This is a genomic window from Streptomyces sp. CA-106110 (assembly GCF_050936285.1).
GTDB lineage: Bacteria > Actinomycetota > Actinomycetes > Streptomycetales > Streptomycetaceae > Streptomyces.
The window spans coordinates 4,192,516-4,208,591 of sequence record NZ_JBNJNB010000001.1 but is presented as its reverse complement, the minus strand read 5'-3'; the positions used below and the strand labels follow the sequence as shown (position 1 = coordinate 4,208,591).

Genomic DNA, 16,076 nt, shown 5'->3' with positions numbered 1-16,076 from the left:
TCGCGAGACGCGCACATTACCTTCTCTTTACACTCGGTGGGGAGTGACTTCCTGACCAAGGGAGGGCGATGACAGTGGACAGGACCACGGCGTATGCCGCGACCTCGGGCATCGCGGTGCCCGGGCAGCCCGGCACCCCGGCGCGGGAGGCCCGCGGACCCCGGCGGAAGGCCGTGATCCGGGATCTGCGCGCCCGCGCGGGGCGCAGCCCGCACGGGCTCACCTTCTCGGCGGGCGACCTCGTCGCCGTCACCGGTCTGCCCGGCAGCGGCAAGTCCACGCTGATGCGGCGCGCCGTGCGGGGTGTGCGTGTGGACTCCCAGGACACCCGCGACCGCTGGGACACGCGCGTGGCCCGCTTCCTGCCGTACGGGGTCTACCGTCCCCTGGTCCGTCTCGCCCACTACGCGGGTCTGCGCCGCGCCCTGCGCGCGGGCACCGGGGTCGTCGTGCACGACTGCGGCACCCAGGCCTGGGTGCGCGGCTGGCTGGCCCGGGAGGCCCGGCGCCGCGGCGGCACACTCCATCTGCTCCTGCTCGACGTCCCCCCGGACACGGCCCTTGCGGGACAGTACGAGCGCGGCCGAAGTGTCTCGCGGTACGCGTTCGTCAAGCACCGCCGGGCCACCCGCCGCCTGCTGCGCGCCGTCGAGCAGGGCCGGCTGCCCGAGGGCTGCGGCTCGGTGGTGCTGCTCGACCGGGACGCGGCGGACGTCCTGCGCCGCATCGACTTCGCGGCCTGACCGCCCCCGTAGCCCTGACGCTAGCCTTTGGGGCCACAGCAGTGGTTCTGAGCAGGCGGTAGGCAGATGGACTTCCCGGCGGATCTTCCCGCGGACTTTCCCCCACAGGCGCACCCCCATCCGCACGGCGGATGGCCGGGCAACGAACTGGAGGAGGTGCTCTCCGCCGCGCTCGGCGTCCCCTCGGCAGGCGCCCGGATCGTCGAGGTCCTCGCCCGCAGTTTCGTCTGGGTGCCGCTGCCGGGCGGCGGCGGCCCGCACAGCGGCCCCCTCGACCTGCCCACGATGGAGATCGCGGGCCAGGTGTACGTACCGGTGTTCAGCTCGGAGGAGCAGTTCCGCCAGGTCGTCGGCAACCACATGTCGTACACGATCGCGCCCGCCGTCGAGTTCGCGCGCGGGCTGCCCCCGCAGGCCGGCATCGCGATCAACCCGGACGGTGTGGTCGGCGTGCCGCTGCCGCCGGAGGCCGTGGCCGAGCTGTGCCGCGTCGGGCGCACGGAGCTGGACGGGCCCGTGAGCGGTGGTCGTGTCCGTCTCTTCGAGCCCGACTGGCAGGACGACCCGGTGGACTTCCTCGCCGCCGCCTCGGCCGAGTTCGCGGCGACCGGCGTGGTGCTCAGCGCGCGCCGCTGCCTGGCCGCGATCGAGACCGCCGAGCCGGTGATGTTCATAGGCGTCGAGCTCGCCTCCTGGGAGGCCGACGCGCGCACTCTTCCGCTGGACGCGCTCGGCCGGGCCCTCGGCAAGTCGCCGGTGACGATGCCCGTGAACATGGTGTTCCTGGATGTGGCCCAGGACCCGGTGGGGGAATGGCTGCGGGAGCGGGTGCGGCCCTTCTACCAGCACGGTTACTGAACCGCCCGCCGGTGCGGCCCGCGACGCCGGGGTGATGTGGGGTGGCGCGCGTCAAGTTGCTGTCAGGATGGCGCCTTAACCTGGTTTCATGGGCCGGAGCGGGACAACCTCGCGTCCGGCCGGGGGCCCGGACCGCGGCGAAGCCGCGAGGGGACACGGTGTCTCCGGACAGGGGAGAATGGCTCGGTCGGGGTGGTGCGGCTGGAATCCGCCCGCAACGCACCGGAGACATCCGTCGGGTTGTCAGGTTCGTCGTGAAGGGGCGGTAGAGGGTGAGCGCGTCGGGCACGGCCGCGACCGGGCAGGTCGAGCACATGCTGCGCCAGGTGACGCCCGGGCGTTACGACGCCTACGAGGTGCTCCTTCGCGCGCTCGCGACCCCGTCGTCCGGCCAGGTCTGGATGCTCCTGTGGCACGGCCAGGCCGGCTCGCCCGACGCCCAGTACGGAAACATGGAGGTGGGCGGCTACGGCTACGCGCCGTGTGTCACCTCCGCCCAGGAACTGTCGGCCAGCGGCTGGAACCGTTCGTACGAGGTGGTCGACGGTCTCGACGTCGCCCGCACCCTCTACCCGGACCGTTACGGCCTGTGGCTGAACCCGCATGCGCCGGGCGGCGGCGTCGGCATCCCCTGGCTCGACCTGCGCCGCATCGCGACCGGACTCGAGCGGCAGCCCGCCGGACCGCTGCGGCTGTCGGAACCGGCCATCGAGATCCCGCAGTTCTACGCCCTCCTCACCCAGAACGCGCACCGTACGCCCGCCGTGCGCTCGCTGCGCAGGGCCTGGGTGCAGCCCGCCCTCGGTGCGCCGTACCTCGCGATTGGTCTGGACGTATACGACACCTCGCCGCCCGCCGTCGACTCGGTGCGCGCGATGATGCAGCAGTCCATCGGCGCCGTGCCCGAGGGGCTGCCCGTGTCGACCGTCGCGATGTCCGACGAGTACGACCCGGTCGCGATGTGGCTCCGCGCTCAGGCGCGCCCCTTCTACGACCGCGAGGCCCACGCGGCCCCGGCCCAGGCCCCCGCCGTCGGCGGCTACGGCTATCCACCGGTCCCGGGCGGATACTGATTTTCCATAATACCGAGAATGACGGGCCGGGTCCGCTCCGGGAAATAGGGAGCGGGCCCGGTTTTCCATTTACGGCCGGCGATCGAGGTGAATTCCCCGGCATACCCTCTCCCGTCACAGGGGGAGCGCGACAGGTGCGGTGCGGCGGGTCAGCGTCGCGTCAACTCGGCATGTCAGAAGGGGTGTTGACCGCCGACGGCGCTCGCCGGGCCCCCGGTCGTGCGCCTGTGCCGGCGGGGTATACGCCCATTCCTCAAGCAAAGCTCAAATCGCTGTACCGCGCGGGCTTGCCCTGCTACTTGATTGTGGCGATTGTCCATCCTGTGAAGCCCGAAGAACCGGGATTTATTGCCATGACCCGGACGTCTCGGTTCGGGGGGTGGGGGCCGTGTCGGAGGGGTGCTTCCGAGGGGGGCGACGTCCGGCGGTGACCGGCGCGACGGGCGTATGAGACCCGGTCTTCGCGCGTAGATGTCGGGTGGTTGGTCCGCAACCGCGACCAAATGCCCCAACTGACCCGCGTCCGCACCCCGTCACCGCCCGTCCGGATAACGGAACCCCCCAGCCCGCATCACGTTTACGCATCCTTTCCTCGTCACATCTGGCGGGTGATCGTGACGGCGTTGAAGACTCGCCTCCCAGACGCGAGGCCATCGATCCTGTGATTGATCCAATCGAGGATCAGTGGCCCGTTGGGCCGTAACCATCTGCGGCCGCCGCGCAGCAGATTAGTGAACCAAGCCGCCCACCGCGGCGGACAAAGGCCGGTCACCACCGGCGAGAGGGGTCAGGTCAACTGTGACCGCACCGATCGAGACCACCGGGGCGGAGGCCGGAGCGCCGCCCGAGTCCGTACTCGCCGGGGTCAAGAAAAGTCAGATCGAAGGGCGTTCACTCACGCAGATCGCCTGGACCCGGTTCAAGCGGGACAAGGTGGCCGTGGCGGGTGGCGTCGTCGTCATCCTGCTCGTTCTGATGGCGGTGCTCGCCAAGCCGATCGAGTGGATCTTCGGGCTCGACCCCGACAAGTTCAACCAGAACCTCATCGACCCGGCGCTGCTGGCGCCCAAGGGCGGCTGGGGCGGCATAAGTTGGGCGCACCCGCTCGGCATCGAGCCGCAGTACGGCCGCGACATGCTCGCCCGCATCATCGACGGCTCCTGGGTGTCGCTCCTGGTCGCCGGCGGTGCCACCCTCCTCTCGGTGGTGATCGGCACCGTGCTGGGCGTCGTCGCGGGCTACTACGGCGGCTGGGTCGACAGCATCATCAGCAGGCTCATGGACACGTTCCTTGCGTTCCCGCTGCTGCTGTTCGCCATCGCCATCTCGGCCTCGGTACAGGACGGCTTCTTCGGGCTCAACGGCCTGTCACTGCGCATCTGCGTGCTGATCTTCGTGATCGGCTTCTTCAGCTGGCCCTATATCGGCCGTATCGTGCGTGCCCAGACGATGAGCCTGCGGCGGCGCGAGTTCGTGGAGGCGGCCCACAGCCTGGGTGCCCGCGGACCGTACGTCCTGTTCCGGGAGCTGCTCCCCAACCTCGTCGCGCCGGTCATCGTCTACTCGACGCTGATCATCCCGACGAACATCCTCTTCGAGGCCGCGCTGAGCTTCCTCGGGGTCGGTATCGCACCGCCGCAGGCTTCCTGGGGCGGAATGCTCAGCAACGCCGTGGATCTCTACACCGCAGATCCGCAGTTCATGTTCGTGCCCGGTCTGGCGATCTTCATCACCGTCCTGGCATTCAACCTGCTGGGTGACGGGCTGCGTGATGCGCTCGACCCTCGCAGCAAGTGATCCATCGATAGAGGGGGCTTTCCTCAGGTGAAGACGAGAAGGGTTACCGCCGCCGCGGCGACGGTCCTGGCGCTCTCGCTCGGCGCAGCTGCGTGCAGCGGCGGCGGTGGCGGTTCCAGCAACAACAACGGTGGCGGCAACGCCAAGAAGGACGCGGCGCTGGACTCCATCGTCAACGCGTCCTCCAAGAAGGGGGGGACGGTTAACCTCGAGGACTCCGACGTTCCGGACTCCCTGGACCCTGGTAACACGTACTACGGCTTCGTGCAGAACTTCTCGCGTCTCTACGCGCGTACGCTCGTCACGTTCAAGCCGGCCGCCGGCCACGACGGCCTCACCGTCGTTCCGGACCTCGCGGACTCCCTCGGCAAGTCGAGCCCCGACGCCAAGACCTGGACGTACCACCTGCGCTCCGGTCTGAAGTTCGAGGACGGCACGCCGATCACGTCCAAGGACGTCAAGTACGCGATCGAGCGCTCCAACTTCGCGCCCGAGGCCCTGTCCAACGGCCCCACGTACTTCAAGGCGTACCTGCAGGGCGGCGACAAGTACCAGGGCCCGTACAAGGACAAGAACGGCCTGGCCTCCATCGAGACGCCGGACGACCAGACGATCGTCTTCAAGCTGGCCCAGCCCTTCGCGGACTTCGACTACCTGGCGACCTTCTCCCAGACGGCCCCCGTACCGCAGGCGAAGGACGACGGCGCCAAGTACGTCCAGCACATGGTGTCCTCCGGCCCCTACAAGTTCGCCTCGTACGAGGAGGGCGCCAGCGCCACCCTCGTCCGCAACCCGAACTGGGACCCGAAGACGGACCCGATCCGCAAGGCGCTGCCGGACAAGATCAACGTCAAGTTCAAGGTCAACCCGGTCTCGATCGACAACGACCTGCTCGCTGACAAGATCACGGCCGACATCACCGGCGCCGGTGTGCAGCCGCAGACCCAGCCGCGCATCCTGTCGGGCAAGTACGCCAAGCAGACGGACGACTCGTACGCGGGTGCCACGTCCTACATGGCGCTGAACGTGCACGTCGCGCCGTTCGACAACGAGCACTGCCGCAAGGCCGTCCAGTGGGCCGTCGACAAGCAGTCCGTCCTCGACGCCATCGGTGGTGCGCCGAAGGGTGACGTGGCCAGCACGCTGCTGCCGCCGTCGGTCAACGGCTACACCAAGTTCGACACCTACGCGACCCCGGGCAGCAAGGGCGACGCGGCCAAGGCCAAGGAAGAGCTGAAGGCGTGCGGCAAGCCGAACGGCTTCTCCACCACGCTGACGGCCCGCTCCGACCGCCCCGCCGAGATCGCGGCCGCCACGGCCATCCAGAACTCGCTGAAGGCCGCCGGTATCACCGTCGACATCAAGCAGTTCCCCTCCGGCAAGTACTTCGCCAACTTCGCCGGTGTCCCGAGCTACGTCCACCAGCACAAGCTCGGCATGATGATGATGGCGTGGGGCGCCGACTGGCCGACCGGCTACGGCTTCCTGGACCAGATCATCGACGGTTCGGCCATCAAGCCCTCGGGTGGCAACAACCTGATGGAGCTGAACGACCCGAAGATCAACAAGGCCCTCGCGGACGCCATCGCCAACACCGACGCCGCGGCACGCACCACGGCCTGGGGCGACATCGACAAGATGGTCATGGACAACGGCTCGGTCGTCCCGCTCGTCTACCGCAAGAACCTGCTGATCAGGCCTGACTCCGCGACCAACGTCACGGTGACGCAGGCGTACCTCGGCATGTACGACTACACGCTGCTGGGCTCCTCGAAGTAACAGCAGGCCGGATACCCTGAAAGGCAGGTGAAGGCACCGGGGGGCCGGGACGGACACACTCCGTCCCGGCCCCCGGAGCCGCACAGCTGTGGCTGCGTACATCATCCGACGCGTCTTCGGCGCCGTGGTACTGCTGCTGGTGGTCAGCGCAGTCACCTTCGCAATCTTCTTCCTGGTCCCCCGCTTGGGCGGCCAGACAGCCACTCAGCTGGCCACCCAGTACGTCGGCAAGGACGCCAACCCCGAGTCCGTCGCCGCGATCAAGCGAAACCTGGGTTTCGACCAGCCCATCTACATTCAGTACTGGGACTACATCAAGGGCCTGTTCGTAGGCGCCGACTACAAGTTCGGCCCTGATGCGTCGCACTGCAGCGCCCCCTGCTTCGGGTACTCGTTCAAGAGTCACGTCGAGGTGTGGCCGCAGCTGACGAAGCGCATCCCGGTCTCCTTCTCGCTGGCCGTCGGTGCCGCGGTGATCTGGGTGATCTTCGGTGTCACCACCGGTGTCATCTCGGCGCTGCGCAAGGGCAAGCCCGTCGACCGCATCTCGATGTTCATCGCGCTCGCCGGCGTCTCGCTCCCGATCTTCTTCACCGGCCAGGTGATCAACGCGCTGTTCGTCTACCAGTGGCCCATCTGGGACAGCACGGACTACGTGCCGTTCACCCAGAACCCGGCCGACTGGGCCTGGCACCTGCTGCTGCCCTGGATCAGCCTCGCGTTCCTCTTCTCCGCCACCTATGCCCGGCTCACCCGGGCGAGCATGCTGGAGACGATGAGCGAGGACTACATCAGGACCGCCAGGGCCAAGGGCCTCAAGGAGAGCACGGTCGTGGCGAAGCACGGTCTGCGTGCCAGCCTGACCCCGATCGTCACCATCTTCGGCATGGACTTCGGCACCCTCGTCGGTACCGCGGTGCTCACCGAGACGGTCTTCTCCCTGCAAGGCATCGGCGCCTACTCGATCCAGGCCATCAAGGACAACGACCTGCCCATTGTGATGGCCGTGACCCTGGTCGCCGCGTTCTTCATCGTCTTCTGCAATCTGGTCGTCGACCTGGTGTACGCAGCCATCGACCCCCGCGTGAGGTACTCGTGAGCAAGCTCGAAAAGGCGGCGCTGGGCGAACCGGCCACCGTCGCCCCCTCCGACGCCGACGACGCGTTCCTCACCGTTCGCGATCTGCGCATCCACTTCAACACCGACGACGGTCTGGTCAAGTCCGTGGACGGCCTCAGCTTCGACGTCCGGCGCGGTCAGACGCTGGGCATCGTGGGTGAGTCGGGTTCCGGCAAGTCCGTGACGTCGCTCGGCGTGATGGGTCTGCACCGGTCGGCGAACGCCAAGGTCTCCGGCGAGGTGTGGCTGGATGGCCAGGAACTGATCGGCGCCGACCCGAACGAGGTGCGCCGGCTGCGCGGCCGGAAGATGGCGATGATCTTCCAGGACCCGCTGTCGGCCATGCACCCCTACTACACGGTCGGGGCGCAGATCGTCGAGGCGTACCGCGTCCACCACAAGGTGAACAAGAAGGTCGCCAAGCAGCGCGCGATCGAGATGCTGGACCGGGTGGGCATCCCCGAGCCGGCCAAGCGTGCCGACAGCTACCCGCACGAGTTCTCCGGCGGTATGCGCCAGCGCGCGATGATCGCGATGGCGCTGGTGAACAACCCCGAGCTGCTCATCGCGGACGAGCCGACCACCGCCCTGGACGTCACCGTCCAGGCGCAGATCCTCGACCTGATCCGGGATCTGCAGAAGGAGTTCGGCTCCGCGGTCATCATGATCACGCACGACCTCGGCGTCGTCGCCGAGATGGCCGACGACCTGCTGGTCATGTACGGCGGTCGCTGCGTGGAGCGCGGACCGGCCGAGAGCGTGTTCTCCGAGCCCCGCCACCCCTACACCTGGGGTCTGCTCGGCTCGATGCCGCGCCTCGACCGCGAGGACACCGACCGGCTCATCCCGATCAAGGGCTCCCCGCCCTCCCTGATCAACGTCCCGTCCGGCTGCGCCTTCAACCCGCGCTGCCCGTACGCGGACATCCCGAAGGACAACGTCACCCGCACGGTCCGCCCCGAGCTGGCCGAGGTCGGCAGTCGGCACTGGGCCGCCTGCCACATGACGCAGGAGCAGCGGGAGCGTATCTGGACCGAAGAGATTGCGCCGAAGCTGTGAGCGACGAAAAAGCAGTGAGCATCCCTGCTCAGAGTGACGGACCCACCCTCACCAAGGACGCCTCCGCAGGCGAGACCCTGTTGAAGGTGACCGGGCTCCAGAAGCACTTCCCGATCCGCAAGGGCCTGCTCTCGCGGCAGACGGGTGCGGTGCGTGCCGTCGACGGCATCGACTTCGAGGTGCGCAAGGGCGAGACCCTGGGCGTCGTGGGCGAGTCGGGCTGCGGCAAGTCGACGATGGGCCGGCTGATCACGCGGCTGCTGGAACCGACCGCGGGCAAGGTCGAGTTCGAGGGCAAGGACATCACACACCTCGGCGTCGGCGGGATGCGTCCCCTGCGCCGCGATGTGCAGATGATCTTCCAGGACCCGTACTCCTCGCTGAACCCGCGCCACACCATCGGCACCATCGTCGGCGCTCCCTTCAAGCTCCAGGGCGTCACGCCCGAGGGCGGCATCAAGAAGGAAGTCCAGCGGCTGCTGTCGGTCGTGGGTCTCAACCCCGAGCACTACAACCGCTACCCGCACGAGTTCTCCGGCGGTCAGCGCCAGCGCATCGGCATCGCCCGCGCGCTCGCGCTCAACCCGAAGCTGGTCGTGGCGGACGAGCCGGTCTCCGCGCTGGACGTGTCGATCCAGGCGCAGGTCGTGAACCTGCTGGACGACCTCCAGGAGGAGCTCGGCCTGACGTACGTGATCATCGCGCACGACCTCTCGGTCGTCCGGCACGTCTCGGACCGGATCGCGGTGATGTACCTCGGCAAGATCGTGGAGCTGGCCGACCGCGACTCGCTGTACAAGGCGCCGATGCACCCGTACACCAAGGCGCTGATGTCGGCGGTGCCGATCCCGGACCCGAAGCGCAAGGCGACGAAGAGCGAGCGCATCCTGCTCAAGGGCGATGTCCCCTCGCCGATCGCGCCGCCGAGCGGCTGCCGCTTCCACACGCGGTGCTGGAAGGCGACGGAGATCTGCCGGACGACCGAGCCGCCGCTGCTCCAGCTGAAGCCGGGACAGCAGGTGGCCTGCCACCACCCGGAGAACTTCGAGGACCAGGCCCCGCAGGACACCGTGCTTCTGTCCGTCGCCAAGGCGGCGGCCGAGCTGGTGCCGGACGCGGTGCTGGAGGAGTCGGCGGAGACCTCGGCGGCGGTTGCCGCCGAGGTGGCGGCCGAGAACTCCGCGCAGGAACCGGCTTCGACCGAGGAGTCCGCCGAGGAAGCGGCTTCGGCCGAGAAGTCGTCCGAGGAGGCGGCTTCCACGGAGGAGTCCGCCGAGGAGCCCACGGCCACCGAGGCCTCCTCGGAGACGGCCGCTTCGGAGGAGGCGGCAGCCGACCGTCAGGAGTCAACTGACAAGTAACACATGACAAGTTGGCAAAGTCATGTGCATGCCCGAACGGGAGAGCGCAGAGTTTGGCGTGTCCGTCTGATCGACAGCACGCTCGAAGGGACGACTCATGGCACTCTCCCGTTCGGCACGCTTAGGGATCCTCGTCACCGCGGCGGCCTCCTTCTTCTCCGTCGCCGCCTCCTCCGCCCCGTCGCCCGGCGCCCCCGGCATCGGTGACTCCTACTTCCCGCAGCTCGGCAACGGCGGCATCGACGCCCGTCACTACGCGCTCGACGTGGCGTACAACCCGGACACAGCGCGCCTCGACGGCCGTACGACGCTCACGGCCCGCGCAACCCAGAGCCTGACCTCCTTCGACCTCGACCTGCAGAAACTCGAGGTCGCGAAGATCGAAGTCAACGGCAGACGCGCCTCGTTCGCGCGTGAGGGCGACGAGATCCGCATCAACCCGCGCGGCGTCCTGCCCAAGGGCAAGGACTTCACGGTCACGGTCACCTACGGCGGCATCCCCGAACCCCTCGGCGGCCCCATCGTCTTCGGCTCCAAGTACGGGTGGATGAAGACCGCCGACGGAGTGTTCGTCGCCTGCGAGCCCAACGCGGCCTCCACCTGGTTCCCGTCCAGCGACCACCCCTCGGACAAGGCTACCTACGACATACGGATCAAGGCCCCCAAGGGCCTGACCGCCGTCTCCAACGGCCGCCTGATCTCGACGTACGACAAGGGCGGCTAGACCGTGACCCACTGGCGTGAGTCCAGGCCGATGGCGACCTACCTGGCGACGGCGACCATCGGCAAGTTCGACGTGAAGACCGGGAAGACCCCGTCGGGGATACCGATCTACGTCGCCATCGACCCGGTGCTGGCGAACAGCAACAGCGTCGACGTGTACGCGGTGACCGCCGAGGCCACCGACTACTGGTCGAAGCTCTTCGGGCCGTATCCCTTCGAGGAGACCGGCGCCATCGTCGACGACATGCCGGAGGCCGGCTTCTCGCTCGAGGTCCAGTCGAAGCCCGCGTACTCGGCCGTCCGCAACGAGTCGACCATCGTGCACGAGCTGGCGCACCAGTGGTTCGGCGACTCGGTCTCGGTGGAGCGCTGGAAGGACATCTGGCTCAACGAGGGCTTCGCGACCTACGCCCAGTGGCTGTGGGCCGAGCACAGGGGCACCGCCTCGGCGCACGACTCCTTCATGGCGGGGTACAACGCCCGCCCCGCCGACAGTGCGTTCTGGCAGGTCAAGGTGGCCGACCCGCAGCGCGACACCATGTTCGCCTCCGCGGTCTACCAGCGAGGCGCGATGACGCTCCAGGCGCTGCGCGAGCGCATCGGCGACACCGCGTTCTTCAACCTCCTGCTGGCCTGGGCCAAGCTCCACCGGTACGGCAACGCGAACACCGCCGATTTCATGCGGCTCGCGGAGAAGATCTCGGGGCAGCGGCTCGACGACCTGTTCCAGAAGTGGCTCTTCACGACCGGGAAGCCCGCCCTGTAACCTCGGCGTTTTGACGTCTGGACCTTGCTTTGTAAGGCGCACCCTGTTCTGTGGGTAAGAATATAAGGGTGTTCCAGCAATTGTTCAGCCCTTCGGTCCAGCACACGCTGGACCTCGTCGGCATCTTCGTCTTCGCGATCTCCGGCGCGCTGCTGGCCGTCCGCAAGAACTTCGACGTCTTCGGTATCGCGGTGCTCGCCGAGGTCACCGCGCTGGGCGGAGGGCTGTTCCGTGACCTGATCATCGGGGCCGTGCCGCCGGCCGCGTTCACGGACCGGGGGTACTTCCTGACCCCGCTGCTCGCCGCCCTGCTGGTCTTCTTCCTCCACCCTCAGGTGGAGCGGATCCAGGTGGCCGTCAACGTCTTCGACGCGGCCGGTCTCGGTCTGTTCTGCGTGGCCGGGACGACGAAGGCGTACGAGTACGGGCTCGGCGTCACCTCGTCGGCCGCCCTGGGCCTGGCCACCGCCGTGGGCGGCGGCGTCCTGCGTGACGTCCTCGCCAACGAGGTGCCCTCGCTGCTGCGCTGGGACCGCGACCTGTACGCGGTGCCCGCGATCGTCGGCGCCACGATGGCCGCGCTGTGCATCCGCTACGACGCCCTGACGCCCTTGACCACCGGGCTCGCGGTGGTCACCGCTTTCGCACTACGCCTGCTGGCGATGCGGTTCCACTGGCGAGCGCCGCGCGCCTGGAACCGGCGCTCCACGGTTGCCGAGGAGTAGCCGCGCCATCGGCCCCGCCGGTCATCTGCTGGGTCAGCCAGGTGAACGCGTACGGGATCTGCGGCCGCCACAGGGCCATGCTGTGGCCGCCCGCGCTGCGCGGGATCAGCACCGCGCGGACCGTGGTCGGCGGTTTGGCGATCTGCTGCAGCGCCGCGGCCGCCTGGTAGCCGTCGCCCAGCTGGCCGGACAGGTACAGGGAGACGCGAGGCGGGATGCGGTTGTCCTTGAGCAGGTAGTAGGGGTTGTTCTGGCGGCGCAGCTCGAGGCTCTGGGCGGCGAGCGAGCGGCGTTCGCCGATCGGGTCGTTGTAGCCGGACAGGCTGATCGCCGCCCGGTAGCGGTCCGGGTGTGCCACCACGAGTTTCGTCGCGCAGTGCGCACCGGCCGAGTAGCCGGCGGCCGCCCAGCCGTTCGGCGCGGACCGGGCGCGGAAGTTGTCCGTGACCATCTTGGGCACGTCGATGCTCAGCCATGTGTCGGCGTTGACGGTGCCCGGGATGTTCGCGCAGCCGGTGTCGACCTTGGCGATGAGGTTGGTGCGCGGGGCCACGAGGATGAACGGCGCCACCTGACCGCTGCGCATCAGCGGCAGCAGCTGCTCGTGCACCTTCAGCGATCCGAACCAGGCCTTCGCCGAGCCCGGGTAGCCCGAGAGCAGCTCCACGACGGGGAACTTCTTGTTCCGGTAGGCGGGCTCGTAGTACTGCGGCGGCAGCCATACATAGACCTCGGCGTCGACGCCGGACACCCGGCCCTTGAGCTGGGTGACGCGCACGCCGCCGGCCGCGTGCATGGCGGGTCCGTCGGCCCGGGTGAAGGTCTGGCGGACTCTCGGCAGGGCCTTGATCTGGATGCCTCCGGTGCCGTCCTTGCCGAGGTCGGCGGCCTGTTGCACGTGGTTTCCGGTGCCGAGCAGGTCGGCCCAGTTGTCGTACAGGTTGTTGGCGTTGTTCACCAGTACGAAGACCAGGGTGACCGCTGTGGCCTGGGCGAACAGCAGCATCAGCATCCGGGCGGCATGGCGCAGCACCACCGGGCCGCGGATCCGGGACCACAGGAGAAGGGGCAGGATGATGGCGACGGCCACGAGGGCGATCGACGTGAAGAGGAACGGCGTCCCGGTCAGGCTCATCGGCGTATCCGGCTCTTCCTGTGAACGGGCGGAACTGGCTGTACGTCTTCTCAGAGGGAAGCCGGGGGGTGCCGGTCACGGACGAGTGTGGATACTTACCTAAAAATTGCCAAAACCACACCCGTGGGTGGCTGGGTCCATGCGGGGGTTCAGGCGATCGTCATGTGACGACAACAACCAAAGCTACTGCTTAGTAATTTCCTGTTGTACCGTTCAGGTATGTCAGAAGCAGCCACCGCACAGGCCGTGCGAGCCACGATCGGCGACAGCGAGTTCGACCGCGACACCGCCGTCACCCTCCGGGAACCCGGCGTCTACGACATCGACCTCTCCGCCGGCTGGACGATCATCAAGGCCGTCAACGGCGGCTATCTGCTGGCCGTCCTGGGCCGGGCCCTCGCGGACGCCCTTCCGCACCGGGACCCGTTCACGATCTCCGCGCACTACCTCACCGCGTCCACCCCCGGTCCCGCGGTGATCCGCACGGAGGCCGTTCGTACCGGCCGCACCCTCTCCACCGGTCAGGCGTCCCTCTTCCAGTACGACGGCGAGGGCCGCGAGGTCGAGCGGATCCGCGTCCTCGCCTCCTACGGCGACCTCGACTCCTTGCCCGACGACGTCCGGACGAGCGCCGAGCCGCCCGCCATTCCGCCCATGGCCCAGTGCTTCGGCCCCGAGGACGGTCCCGCACCGGTCTCCGGCAGCTCGGCCATCACCGAGCGGCTGATGCTCAAGCTCGACCCCGCCACGCTGGGCTGGGCCCTCGGCTCGCCCTCCGGCAAGGGCGAGATGAGGGCGTGGTTCGGGCTGGCCGACGGCCGCGACCAGGATCCGCTCTCGCTGCTGCTCGCGGTGGACGCGCTGCCGCCCACCGCCTTCGAGCTCGGGATCTCCGGCTGGGTGCCGACCGTCGAGCTGACCGTGCACGTGCGGTCCCGCCCGGCGCCGGGACCGCTGCGTGTCTCGATCACCACGCGCAACCTCGCCGGCGGCTTCCTGGAGGAGGACGCCGAGGTCTGGGACAGCAAGGACCGTCTGGTCGCCCAGTCCCGGCAGCTGGCACGGGTCAGGCTCACCAGTTGGATTAGCGAAGCGTAGTGAACCTGTGGCAGAGTGCTACGTGCACGCCCGGCGCCCAGGCGACGTCGGGCACCCTCCTCGGTCGGGTCTTGTGGCCCGGTCGACCAGCGTCCGGAGGGACGTGCCACGCGGGCTGGCGGCTCCTGTCGTTCAGTACCAGGGCACGAAGGCGATTGGCTCCCAAGGCTGAGCAACGCTCAGGCTCGCTAAGCCTCGATCCACCGACATGGTCAACACTGTTGCGTTAGCGCTGTGAGCGGCTATTGAGGCCGTGGTCGAAGAACGCGATTGTGGTGCGAACGGTGTAGTTCTGGGCCTTCTGAGGGTGCTGTCCGGCGTTCGGTCCGTACTTGCTGGTGGGGTTCTTCCGGGTACGGGCCTTCACTCGTTGCCGTCGATGGGCGGGCAGGAGATTGCCCAGGGCGGCGTGGCCGATCGTGCCGACCAGGTCGACGAGGGTGCCGGGGAAGATTCCATGGCCGGCGGTGACTGTGTCGGTTGCGGCGGCCAGCAGGACGGTGAAACTGATCCGTTCCATGGGTACTTCCGGCCGTCCGGTCAGGGCGTCGTCGCCGGCGCGGATCAGAGCCTGGTAGACGGTGAGCAAAGCGTAGACCTCCTGATCGAGGCCATCGATGCTGCGGGAGCGTAGGACGCGGCCGTCGAGCATCGTGGCCTTGATCGAAAAATACGTGGTTTCCGCCTGCCACCTGCGGTGATAGAGCTCAACGAGCTCGATGGCCGGATAACGGACGGGGTCCAGCAGGTTTGTGATCAGCCGCCATTGCTCGGTGCGGACGGTGCCATCGGCCAAGGTGACGGTGAGGGTCGCCTCGATCACACGTACCGGCAGCAGTACCCGCAGGACGCCGTAGCCGATGCGGGCGATGTAGGAGCCGTCGCCCAGGTGCTCGGCGGGGGTGGGGACGCGGCGGGCCCCGGAGCGCACCAGGAACCGCGCCCCGCTCTGATGGACCGCGTCAAGGAACTCGTTGCCGTCGAAGGCCGCGTCGGCCAGCAGGAGCATCGTCTTGTCCAGGGCGGTCAGAAGCCGCTTGGCATAGGGGAGTTCACCCTCGGACTCTGGTCCGAAGGCGGCTGCTATGAGCGCGCGGGTGCCGCACTCGACCAGGGCCAGCAGCCGCAGGAGCGGATAGCCGAACTCCAGCCCCTCCCCGGCCCGCTTGGGGAAGCGCCAGGTGAGCGTCTCGTCGTCGGGAGTGTGCAGCAGGGTCCCGTCGACGGCCACGGTGCGCAGGCCCCGGTAGAAGGACCCGGCCTGCCCGCGGCGGGCGACGGGCCCGGCAAGCGTCTCGAACAGACGCCGCACAGGTGCAGCCCCCACCCTGCGCCTGGCCCGCGTCAGGGAGGAGACCGCAGGACGCACCAGGGCCAGCGGAGTCAGGGCCGCGGTCAGCTTGGACCACACCGTGCGGTAAGAGCAGTGCTCGAACAACGCGAGAGCGAGCACGAAATACACCGCCACCCGCGAAGGCAGCAGTCGCAGACGCTTCTCGCGCCGGCCGGTCTCCTCCAGCACCGCGTCCACCAGCGCGAAGTCCACGACCTGGGTCAACTCCCCCAGATGACCAGGCGCGAATACACCCCGGGCTGTCTCGATCGTAGACGTGATGACAGACTTCTCCTGCAACGGGACCCCTGACCTTGATCGACTTTCTTCGCCGATCGTTGATCTATCAGGTGGTCCCGTTGCGCTGTTCAGCAGGACTTGACGTACAGCGCAGGGGCCAAACGCAACGGTGTTGCCGACATGGTTGATGGGTGATCTTCTGAGTGGTGTGTGAGCCGGATTCGGAGCGGTGGTCGTGGTTGGGTAGGCGGTAGCCGCTGGTTTGCC

12 protein-coding genes and 1 pseudogene are annotated in these 16,076 nt (G+C 68.2%); 11 read left to right on the top strand and 2 right to left on the bottom strand.

From position 1 onward, the window contains the following. The first annotated feature begins 68 nt into the window (after positions 1-68). The 10 genes and pseudogenes from ACQEXA_RS19390 to ACQEXA_RS19345 all read left to right on the top strand — a co-directional run bounded on the left by ACQEXA_RS19390 (position 69) and on the right by ACQEXA_RS19345 (position 12,003). The gene (locus tag ACQEXA_RS19390) at positions 69-743 is read left to right on the top strand and encodes an AAA family ATPase (RefSeq protein ID WP_433130651.1); all 675 of its coding nucleotides are present in this window, start codon (positions 69-71) and stop codon (positions 741-743) included. A gap of 66 nt (positions 744-809) precedes the next feature. Continuing rightward, positions 810-1,601: an enhanced serine sensitivity protein SseB gene (locus ACQEXA_RS19385; RefSeq protein ID WP_432932839.1), complete on the top strand. Its 792-nt coding sequence runs from the start codon at positions 810-812 to the stop codon at positions 1,599-1,601. Positions 1,602-1,873: 272 nt separating this feature from the next. Further along, positions 1,874-2,674: an enhanced serine sensitivity protein SseB C-terminal domain-containing protein gene (locus ACQEXA_RS19380; RefSeq protein ID WP_433130649.1), complete on the top strand. Its 801-nt coding sequence runs from the start codon at positions 1,874-1,876 to the stop codon at positions 2,672-2,674. A 798-nt stretch (positions 2,675-3,472) separates the two neighbouring features. Continuing rightward, a complete protein-coding gene (locus ACQEXA_RS19375; protein WP_432932843.1) occupies positions 3,473-4,471 on the top strand; it encodes an ABC transporter permease in 999 nt (332 codons plus the stop codon). A gap of 27 nt (positions 4,472-4,498) precedes the next feature. Then, entirely contained in the window at positions 4,499-6,250 is a 1,752-nt protein-coding gene (locus ACQEXA_RS19370) for an ABC transporter substrate-binding protein (RefSeq protein ID WP_433130647.1), read from the top strand. Between the two features lie 88 nt (positions 6,251-6,338). Next, the gene (locus tag ACQEXA_RS19365) at positions 6,339-7,349 is read left to right on the top strand and encodes an ABC transporter permease (RefSeq protein ID WP_432932847.1); all 1,011 of its coding nucleotides are present in this window, start codon (positions 6,339-6,341) and stop codon (positions 7,347-7,349) included. Beyond that, complete coding sequence (locus tag ACQEXA_RS19360) at positions 7,346-8,428, top strand: ABC transporter ATP-binding protein (protein ID WP_432932849.1); 1,083 nt, start codon at positions 7,346-7,348, stop codon at positions 8,426-8,428. The genes ACQEXA_RS19365 and ACQEXA_RS19360 overlap by 4 nt, the downstream gene beginning before the upstream one ends. Before the next feature lie 14 nt (positions 8,429-8,442). After that, positions 8,443-9,789, top strand: a complete 1,347-nt coding sequence (locus ACQEXA_RS19355) for an ABC transporter ATP-binding protein (RefSeq protein ID WP_432932851.1) — start codon at positions 8,443-8,445, stop codon at positions 9,787-9,789. Positions 9,790-9,886: 97 nt separating this feature from the next. Next, positions 9,887-11,278 (top strand): annotated as a pseudogene (locus tag ACQEXA_RS19350) (M1 family metallopeptidase). Positions 11,279-11,346: 68 nt separating this feature from the next. Further along, complete coding sequence (locus ACQEXA_RS19345) at positions 11,347-12,003, top strand: trimeric intracellular cation channel family protein (RefSeq protein ID WP_432932853.1); 657 nt, start codon at positions 11,347-11,349, stop codon at positions 12,001-12,003. On the opposite strand, the gene ACQEXA_RS19340 is transcribed toward ACQEXA_RS19345, so the two are convergent. Then, a complete protein-coding gene (locus ACQEXA_RS19340; RefSeq protein ID WP_433130645.1) occupies positions 11,912-13,138 on the bottom strand; it encodes an alpha/beta hydrolase in 1,227 nt (408 codons plus the stop codon). The genes ACQEXA_RS19345 and ACQEXA_RS19340 overlap by 92 nt on opposite strands. Positions 13,139-13,357: 219 nt before the next feature. Between ACQEXA_RS19340 and ACQEXA_RS19335 the strand changes: the two genes are divergently transcribed. Next, complete coding sequence (locus tag ACQEXA_RS19335) at positions 13,358-14,236, top strand: thioesterase family protein (RefSeq protein WP_432932857.1); 879 nt, start codon at positions 13,358-13,360, stop codon at positions 14,234-14,236. A 226-nt stretch (positions 14,237-14,462) separates the two neighbouring features. Here the strand turns inward: ACQEXA_RS19335 and ACQEXA_RS19330 are convergent, their stop codons facing one another. Next, the gene (locus tag ACQEXA_RS19330) at positions 14,463-15,869 is read right to left on the bottom strand and encodes an IS4 family transposase (RefSeq protein ID WP_433130643.1); all 1,407 of its coding nucleotides are present in this window, start codon (positions 15,867-15,869) and stop codon (positions 14,463-14,465) included. Positions 15,870-16,076: the final 207 nt, after the last annotated feature.